Below are 1658 nucleotides of genomic sequence, written 5' to 3'. Positions count from 1 at the left end.
CGGAGTTTTTCAAGCTAGTTGTCACCATAAACTAAATTAAGCGGCTCGTAATTGATCCTGTTGTTGCTCTTTTACAGGGTTTAGTGTTGTCGGACCCACAGGCTTACAGTTCCTCACCTCTTGACTACCCCAGCGTATCGGGTTTTGGGCTTTAGCACGCTGCATCGTCTCATGACGTTTGGCCAGTATTTCCTTATCCTCGCCCGTATGGCGCTGATTGGGCGTCACAAAGTTAAGCTGACTGTGCTTGTGCTCATCATTGTACCAACGTGTGAATGTCAGCACCCATGTTCTTGCCGCCTCAACGCTTTTAAAGCCTTCGGTTGGCCAATTAGGGCGATACTTGCAGGTTTTAAACAGCGATTCTGCAAAGGGATTGTCATTACTGACACGCGGTCTGCTGTATGAGCTCACAACCCCAAGCTCATAAGCCTTCATACGCATGGTTTGTGCTTTCATCGGTGCACCATTGTCTGAATGTAGTACCACACCGGTGTGCAAGCATTGCTCACTGATCAAAGTCCGCTCAAGCAGCTTAGCGGCCAATGCTCCTGACTCACAGTCGTAGACCTCCCAGCCGACAATCTTACGACTATAGACATCCTCTATCATATACAAATAATAGAACTGACCACGAACTGGACTTGGCAAATAGGTGATGTCCCAGCAGAACACTTGGCAGGCAGCAGTGGCGGTAAAGGTTTGCGGGGCGCTTGAGGGCTTAGGGGCTAGCGCACGACCACGATGGTTGAGTTGGCTATGCTGCTTTAGCACTCGATAGAAGGTGGATTCAGAGGCATAATATACCCCCTCATCCAGCAGAGTCGGTACAATTTGGGTCGGCGGCAAACTGGCAAAGCGGGGCTGATTACACACAGCAATAATCGCGGCTTGTTCAGCTTCTGTCAGTTTGTTCTTGGGTGCTGACCGTACGGCATCGGGGCGCTTGTCATGAGAGAGCTGACCTGCGCGGTACCAGCGCCGATAGGTGCGGATGCCGATGCCAACCTCAATACAGGCAAGAGTAACTCTGGCACCTGATCGATTGGCCTCTTGTATCCAGTCTATGTATTGCTTGCGCTTAGGGAGCAAGGTCAGTCGTCCTCGTGCTCCTCCCAAAACGCTTCCAACTTTTTTCTGAGTACCAACAAGGCGGCAGTTTCAGCTAGGGCCTTCTCCTTTCGGGCAAGCTCTCGGGTGAGTTGTTTGATCTGTTTGCGATCGGTTTGTTGTTGACGTTTGTCTTTAAGGCTTTGTTGTTTGCTGCTGCTAAAGCCTTTGAGGGCGTCCGCGCGCCAAGCTTTGATTTGCTCAACGTAGAGACCTTTGCTGCGGCAGTATTCGCTAAGCTCAGCTTCGCTTAGGGCGGCAGTCTCTATGATGGTGGCAAGTTTGGTTTCACTTGTCCAGTCATCGGGGGTTTTATTGTGTCCAGGCATAGGGTGGCCTTTTTGTCGGGCTTGGGCACGCCAATTATACAGGGTCTGTAGTCCGATGCCTTCATCTCTTGAAACTTGGGCAACGGTTAGGCTCAGCGGTGGTAGCAGTTTGCTGAGTATGATCTGTTTACGCTCTTCACTATAACGTGGCATGATTGATCCTCATTACCCCCATTTGGATTATTCTTTAGGGGTGACAACTATCCTGCCATAGGGGGT

General features: G+C 50.5%; 1 protein-coding gene. It reads right to left on the bottom strand.

Features of this window, described 5'->3' with window-relative positions:
• Nucleotides 1-36 precede the first annotated feature (36 nt).
• Nucleotides 37-1592 (bottom strand): IS3 family transposase gene (locus EI161_RS14250; RefSeq protein ID WP_225735416.1). Its coding sequence is split into 2 segments (ribosomal slippage): nt 37-1139 and nt 1139-1592, totalling 1557 coding nucleotides; the frame shifts between segments, so codons are not numbered across the junction.
• Nucleotides 1593-1658: the final 66 nt, after the last annotated feature.

Source organism: Psychrobacter sp. FME5 (assembly GCF_014861375.1).
Taxonomy (GTDB): domain Bacteria; phylum Pseudomonadota; class Gammaproteobacteria; order Pseudomonadales; family Moraxellaceae; genus Psychrobacter.
Note: the sequence above shows the minus strand (reverse complement) of the source record. Positions and strands in the feature narration are given on the sequence as shown.